At 57.7% G+C, this 6,107-nt stretch carries 7 protein-coding genes; 4 read left to right on the top strand and 3 right to left on the bottom strand.

The window, feature by feature from the left end:
* Positions 1 to 142 precede the first annotated feature (142 nt).
* Positions 143 to 1,414, top strand: coding sequence for an MFS transporter (locus tag M1L36_RS14010; RefSeq protein ID WP_250874368.1), 1,272 nt, complete (start codon positions 143 to 145; stop codon positions 1,412 to 1,414).
* Positions 1,415 to 1,542: 128 nt separating this feature from the next.
* Here M1L36_RS14010 and M1L36_RS14005 read toward each other — a convergent pair whose 3' ends face one another.
* Positions 1,543 to 1,887, bottom strand: coding sequence for a four-helix bundle copper-binding protein (locus tag M1L36_RS14005; protein ID WP_158203468.1), 345 nt, complete (start codon positions 1,885 to 1,887; stop codon positions 1,543 to 1,545).
* Positions 1,888 to 2,242: 355 nt separating this feature from the next.
* Here M1L36_RS14005 and M1L36_RS14000 point away from each other — a divergent pair, with 355 nt between their 5' ends.
* The 3 genes from M1L36_RS14000 to M1L36_RS13990 all read left to right on the top strand — a co-directional run bounded on the left by M1L36_RS14000 (position 2,243) and on the right by M1L36_RS13990 (position 4,332).
* Complete coding sequence (locus M1L36_RS14000) at positions 2,243 to 3,016, top strand: DUF4396 domain-containing protein (RefSeq protein ID WP_369694245.1); 774 nt, start codon at positions 2,243 to 2,245, stop codon at positions 3,014 to 3,016.
* A gap of 6 nt (positions 3,017 to 3,022) precedes the next feature.
* A complete protein-coding gene (locus M1L36_RS13995) occupies positions 3,023 to 3,628 on the top strand; it encodes an Lrp/AsnC family transcriptional regulator (protein WP_250874366.1) in 606 nt (201 codons plus the stop codon).
* A 176-nt stretch (positions 3,629 to 3,804) separates the two neighbouring features.
* The gene (locus M1L36_RS13990; protein ID WP_250874365.1) at positions 3,805 to 4,332 is read left to right on the top strand and encodes a hypothetical protein; all 528 of its coding nucleotides are present in this window, start codon (positions 3,805 to 3,807) and stop codon (positions 4,330 to 4,332) included.
* A gap of 51 nt (positions 4,333 to 4,383) precedes the next feature.
* On the opposite strand, the gene M1L36_RS13985 is transcribed toward M1L36_RS13990, so the two are convergent.
* Both M1L36_RS13985 and M1L36_RS21645 read right to left on the bottom strand, forming a co-directional pair.
* Positions 4,384 to 5,028 (bottom strand): helix-turn-helix domain-containing protein, encoded by a 645-nt coding sequence (locus M1L36_RS13985; RefSeq protein WP_250874364.1) that lies wholly within the window; start codon positions 5,026 to 5,028, stop codon positions 4,384 to 4,386.
* Positions 5,029 to 5,185: 157 nt separating this feature from the next.
* Entirely contained in the window at positions 5,186 to 6,097 is a 912-nt protein-coding gene (locus M1L36_RS21645; protein ID WP_369694244.1) for an alpha/beta fold hydrolase, read from the bottom strand.
* Between the last annotated feature and the right edge of the window lie 10 nt (positions 6,098 to 6,107).

The raw sequence follows: 6,107 nt of genomic DNA, 5'->3' as shown, positions 1-6,107 counted from the left end.
GGTGGTGAAATACTGTCACGACCGAGACAAGTGTGCCGATGAGGAGGTATTTCCAACACTCTGCGAGCAGTGTGTATGACCGTTTCATCAATTCAGTAATAACAGCTGATATGCTCTCCTCCTGTGTTGGGAGGGTCACTCAATGAGAGCGCTCACGAACGAAAAGGCATCTGGCCTGCCTGCAGGTGGAATTCTCAAGTACTACCTGTACAAGGCCACGAAGGGGGTCGAGTTCTATCGGCCGATTATGTATCTCTTCTTTCTCGCGCAGGGACTCTCGTTTACGGAAATCGCAATTCTCGAAGTCATCTACAATCTCACGACCTTACTCGGTGAGATACCGACTGGGTACATCGGAGACCGAATCGGTCGCCGACAAAGCTTGCTCGTCGGAACGACGCTGATCACTGTCACGCTCGTCGGTATCGGATTTGCCGATTCGTTTCTCCCGCTAGCAGGGCTGTACGTGTTGTGGTCGATGGGCTATAACTTCCGCTCGGGAAGTGAGGACGCATGGCTGTACGATACGCTCTCTGATGAGGATTCGACCGACAACTTCGCCCATATCCGTGGTCGTGGCGAAGCCGTGTCGATGGCGGTCGGGGTCGGTGCAGCAGTTCTAGGTGGGTATCTAGGGAGTATCGACCTCTCGTATCCGTGGTTCGTCGCCGCTGGTGTTACTGGGATGGGTATCATCGTTCTACTGACGCTCGACGAACCAGAGTCGTTCGAACAGGAGGAATCCGATGAACTGAGTCTTCGTCAGACGGTCGGTATCGTCAGTGACGTCCTCGGGCACCCTACGCTCCGGGCGTTTCTCCTGTACTACTACGTCCTCTATGCGGCTGTTTCGTACCTCGTGTTCATTTTCTTCCAGCCGGTGTTTCAGACGGTCGTCCTCGATTTCGGCGTCAGTCAGTCGCTGGTTGAGTCGCTGCTCGGGTGGTTCTACGCTGCCTACAGTCTCGTCGGTGCGCTCCTCAGTTACTACACCGGAGCGATCAAGCGGGTGGTCGGCCTGCAGACGTGGTTCGTGGTCTTACCCTTCGCTGTCGGTACGACGCTCGTCGCGATGTATTTCGTCCCGATTCTGGCGTTACCGACGTTCTTGTTGATTCGAGGACTCTCTGATGTCACTCGATCACTCGCTGGACAGTACATCAACGACCGAATCGACTCGCTCGGCAGAGCAACCGTTCTGAGTGCGATGGCGATGGTCAGCGGTCTCGCGGTCATCCCATTCCAACTCGGGAGTGGCCTCATCTCAGATACTGTCTCGCCACTGTTCGCGCTGGGTGTCGGTGGAATCGTTCTCCTGATCGGGTCGACCGTCATCCTCCTCTGGGAAACCCCCGTCACCGATGAACAGCCAGATTCTCGTCCCGGGGGACGACATCAAGAAGAGCAAGTATAATCCCTGAAATTTGGATTTGAGAGAAGCCGTACACCGAGTGTCGGCTGCTTCCTCAAGTGGAGTCACAAGGCATCACGCGTTTTCGAACCTGATTCATCGAGTGAGTCTATGTGTCTGATTGCGCTCAATCAGGCCATCATCGTCCGACAGCTCTCGGCGCATTCTCGAAGGACTTCCGCGCAGGTCTGGCAGTGGTCGGCGTCGTGCTGCTCGCACTCTTCAGCACAGGCTTCACACGCGCCTGCACAAGCCTCGGCGATGCCATGATTGTAGTCGGACTGCCGGAGACAGGTCCGGGCACAAAGTGCGGCGATGTCCGCGACGTCCCGACAGAGCCGGACGCACTCGGCCATCTCCTCGCCTTCGCCCGCACACTCGTCAGCGCACCACTCACAGGCCTGGACGGCCTCGAAACAATCGTCGATGCAGTTCTGGGTGTTCTCGTCGAGGTGACTGAGGTCTTGCAGTACCATTGCCTTTCGATAAACGGGTGACTGCTTCAAGCGGTTTTTCGCTAACAGAATGAACCACCGTGTGCCAGCACTACGTTGATACGGTATGAGCAGACCTCCCACTCAGCGGTCGTGAGCCGTCCGTCGGACGAATCATCCTCCCGCAACTGGTTTAGGAATCGAAAGTGAGCGACGTCTGGACTCGCCCTTCGAAAAACAGTGTCCGCGTGGTCGGCGCTCATCGGAGAACCATCAATCGTGGGTGGGCACCAAACCGTCCCACGGGCAGGATCGGAGGTATCGCAGTATCGAACGTTGGCTTTGGAAGCTAAGGGGTAAATGCGTTAAAAAAGGCGTTCGAACACTGTGACGAGCAATGGTTGAAGATGTCGAGGTGACAGCGGCCCCACTGGCACAGTCGCCCGAAGGGATTGGCGGTCTCGTAAAACAAATCGAGCACACGCTGAAGCCGGCCCGGGAGGTCCTCGTGCCCATTCTCTCGGACCCGGTCATCGTCGGTACGTGGGCGCTCGTCGTCCTCGCGTGTGTCGGCGTGTTGTGGTGGGACCTCCGGTCGAACAACGAGCCGCTCGGGTCGATGATGAAGGGCGTCTGGACACTCGTCGTGCTGTATTCCGGGCCGTTCGGACTCGCCGTCTACTGGTACACCGGTCGAACGCAGATCGCACATGACTCGTTGTGGCGACGGGGGTTTCGCTCGACCGCGCACTGTTACTCGGGGTGTGGTGCCGGCGAGGTCGTCGGCATCACGATAGCGCAGGGTATCCTCGCACTCACTGTCGGGTGGGTCGCAGCGATCACGTTCGGTTTCGCGTACCTGTTCGGCTACGCGCTGACCATCGGCCCGCTGATGCAGGATGGCGTCGGCTTCAAGGAGGCAACGTGGGACGCGTTGTTGAGTGAGACGCCGTCCATCACCGTCATGGAGATCTTCGCCATCGGGACGGACCTGCTGTTGGCCGCCGACGCGCACATGGGTGAGATTCTGTTCTGGTCGGCACTCGCGTTCTCGCTGTCGATCGGCTTCCTCGTCGCGTGGCCGGTCAACGTCCTGCTCGTGGAGTTCGGGGTCAAAGAAGGAATGAGCAACCCTGCTGAGATGCGCGAGAGCGCATCGTCGGCTGATTAGATTCTCATGGCACAGTTCGATGACATCGACCGACGAATCCTCGCGTTCTTGATGGAAGACGCACGGCGGTCGTTCCGTGAGATTGCCGACGAGGTCGACCGCTCCGCACCGACCGTCTCGAACCGGGTCGAACGGCTGGAAGAACTGGGTGTTATCCGACGGTTCACCGTCGATATCGACCGTTCGGCGCTCTCTGGGACCAACCGATCGTTGCTTACCGTCTCGACAGCACCGCGCACAGCATCCGCTCTCGGAAGCGAACTTGCTGACCACGATGCTGTCGAACACGTCTTCCGGGGAGTCGGTGGGAAGGTCGTGGCGACAGTCCTGATGAGCTCTTCAGACCTTGAGCACCTCCTCAGCGACCTTTCGGAAGAGTTCGACACTGCTGACTGGTCGGTCGAACCGCTCGCCGAATCCAAGTGGCATCCGCAACTCGGTGGAGAAGATGCGTTCGGCCTGGTCTGCACTATCTGTGGGAACACGATTTCCGAAGGAGGGGAGACCGTCGAGGTCGACAGCGGTGACCGCCATGCCGTCTGCTGTTCGTCGTGTGCGACGGCAATCTCCGAGCAGTACGAACGACTGGCTGCCGAAGAAGAGACACCGTAGGTGTAGACGCCACACCGCAAAACGACAGGAATTCATAACAGACAATCATGGTCCCCAACTCACCACAGAATCCGCGCACCATTGGTGGGATCGAGACGGCCCATCGTGAACTACCACTCGTGTTGGCACAGTGTGCCCGTACCGGCGGATATGCGTTCGTGATGGGAGCGGTTCTGATGGGGCTCGCCTTCATCACGAACCCGGTGCCGGACCCTTCGTTTCCATGGGCGACCCTCCCCGACTCCATGCGCATCGGATTTGCTCAGCCACGAATCGAACACTGGCCAGTATCGTACACGGTCGGGCTCTGGCTCATCGTCTTTTCACTCCCGTTGGCCATCATCGATGCATATCGGCGTACTGGGCGACAGCGCTTCCCAACTCCGCGGTTATGGTTCACTGCGGTTCCCGTCGCGTTTATGTTCACACTGACGACGTACTGTCGGTTTTTCTGGCCCAAACTCCATCCAGCGACGTGGAACGCCCCCTCGTATACGCTCGTCTGCTGGGGGTACTGTTCGACGTACATCCCGCTCTGGAGTAACCTTGCGTACGCAGTTGCATTGCTTGGCGTCGGAGCGACGCTCCTCATATATCGGAACGCGAAATTCGCTACACACTCGCTTGCAATCTTCGGCGTCCTCGCGTTCCCACTCGGTATACCAGCTCTGTACGAAGCATACCAGCAGCATACCTCACTCTAGATGAAACGGAGTCGTGTTGTCAACGTGTCGTCCTTCTACAACCAGATTCGATTAGGACGAATCTGCAGTCGTGAGTTGACCGAACGTTCTGGCTTCGAGTTTCCGAAGGTGTTCTGAGGCAGTACTGGGTGCACAGCCAACACGGTTCGCAACGTCCTCAGCGGTCGCCGTACGGGGCGTTGCATAGTACCCCGTCGCCACTGCTGCGTCTAGCACCTCACGCTGTCGTTCTGTCAGGACCGACCGGATACCCAATCGAGCCGGGGTGTACTCACCGATGTGTTCGATACTAGTTCGGCGCTTCATCTCGGGCGAGAACGTGTCATATGCGGATTTGAGCGCGTCAAACGTCCCCAATACGTCGACAGTGGCCTCTGTCGTACTGTCGAACCGAATCGGGAGGGCGATCATGAGTCGGTGTTTTTCGAGTAGATCGATTAGTGCCCGTACTTCAGCATGGGGACGCCCATATTGGAAGATGTAATGGCGAGCACCGCTTGTACCGAGATGGTCGAATGCCTCCGTCTCTTGAGCGTCTTCCAACTGACTCAGAATCGCTTCGAGGTCGCCCTCCACCGCGGAGAGTTCCATGACGGTCCCATCCGGGAGGTACTGAACGTTCAGTACTACTCCCTGTGACGCTGCAGTGCTCGGCGAGAGGAGTGCCGAATCGAGCACGAGGCGGAGGAGTCGCATCGTATCCCCAATATCAACGGGTTCTGTGAGGAACCTATCGAAGCAAGATTGTCAACCCCACCTGGTCAGCACGAAGGGTCGATTCCTCACAGTATCAATCTATGTCCGAAGCCCCATTAGAAGCCAACGGGCGACAAGCGGCAGGTCGAGTGGATGGTCACCGAGAGGTTTGAACGAGACTCCGAAGAATTGTCTCGAAGTGGCGATAGACGAGCAGGTGTCCCTCGTCGGGAAAAGCTCGAAGCTCACTCTGTGGGATATGTCGGGCAAGTCGCTCCGCCATCGAGAACGGTGCGTTTCGGTCTTTCCCACCGTGCCACAATCGGACAGGAACGTCGATATCGCCGACATCGAACCCCCAGTCCTGACTAAGTGCGACTAGATCGTCAACGTGGCCCCGGACCCCTTGCTGATACGCTGCCGTGAGTTCGCTCGTCATGCAACGGCGAATCGTCGCATCGTCCAAGAGGCTCTGGTCAGGTTCTGCGTACCGAGAACGGGCGGCGTCGATGACTAACGTGGGATCCGATTGGGATCTTCGAGCCATCGGACGTAGCACAAACGGTAGCAGTGCTGGAAGATACCGAGCTACCAGGAACCCAAATCGGTTAAATGTGGACATCCCTCTCGTCGTTCCCCATCTCACTGGCGCCATCCCACTGATGACCCCGACACTTTGGACCCGAGACGGGAGTGAAGCACCGCAGGCGAGAGCATGTGGCCCACCGCCAGAGAGCCCGACGACAGCGAACTCATCGATCCCCAGCGTATCAGTTAGCTCCGATATATCCGCAGCCCAGTCAGAGAGCGCTCGATCGCGATGTTCTGTTGACTGTCCATATCCGGGCCGGTCAACTGTGATGAGGTGAACGTCAGTGTTCGAAGTGGTGTCGATAGTTGGGATACAGACGCGCGATCCAGGTGTTCCATGGAAGAACAAGACTGTTGTATCATCGCGGGACCCGTGCTCACGGTACTGAAGAGATCGACCATCTTCGAGTTCGAGAGCTGAATCGTCACGCAGCTGTCTCTCCGAGCGGGCCAAAGGAGAATCTGTGGGTGGCGTCATAGCTTCGAGA

The organism is Halomarina rubra (assembly GCF_023699475.1).
Classification (GTDB): Archaea; Halobacteriota; Halobacteria; order Halobacteriales; family Haloarculaceae; genus Halomarina; species Halomarina rubra.
Note: the sequence above shows the minus strand (reverse complement) of the source record. Positions and strands in the feature narration are given on the sequence as shown.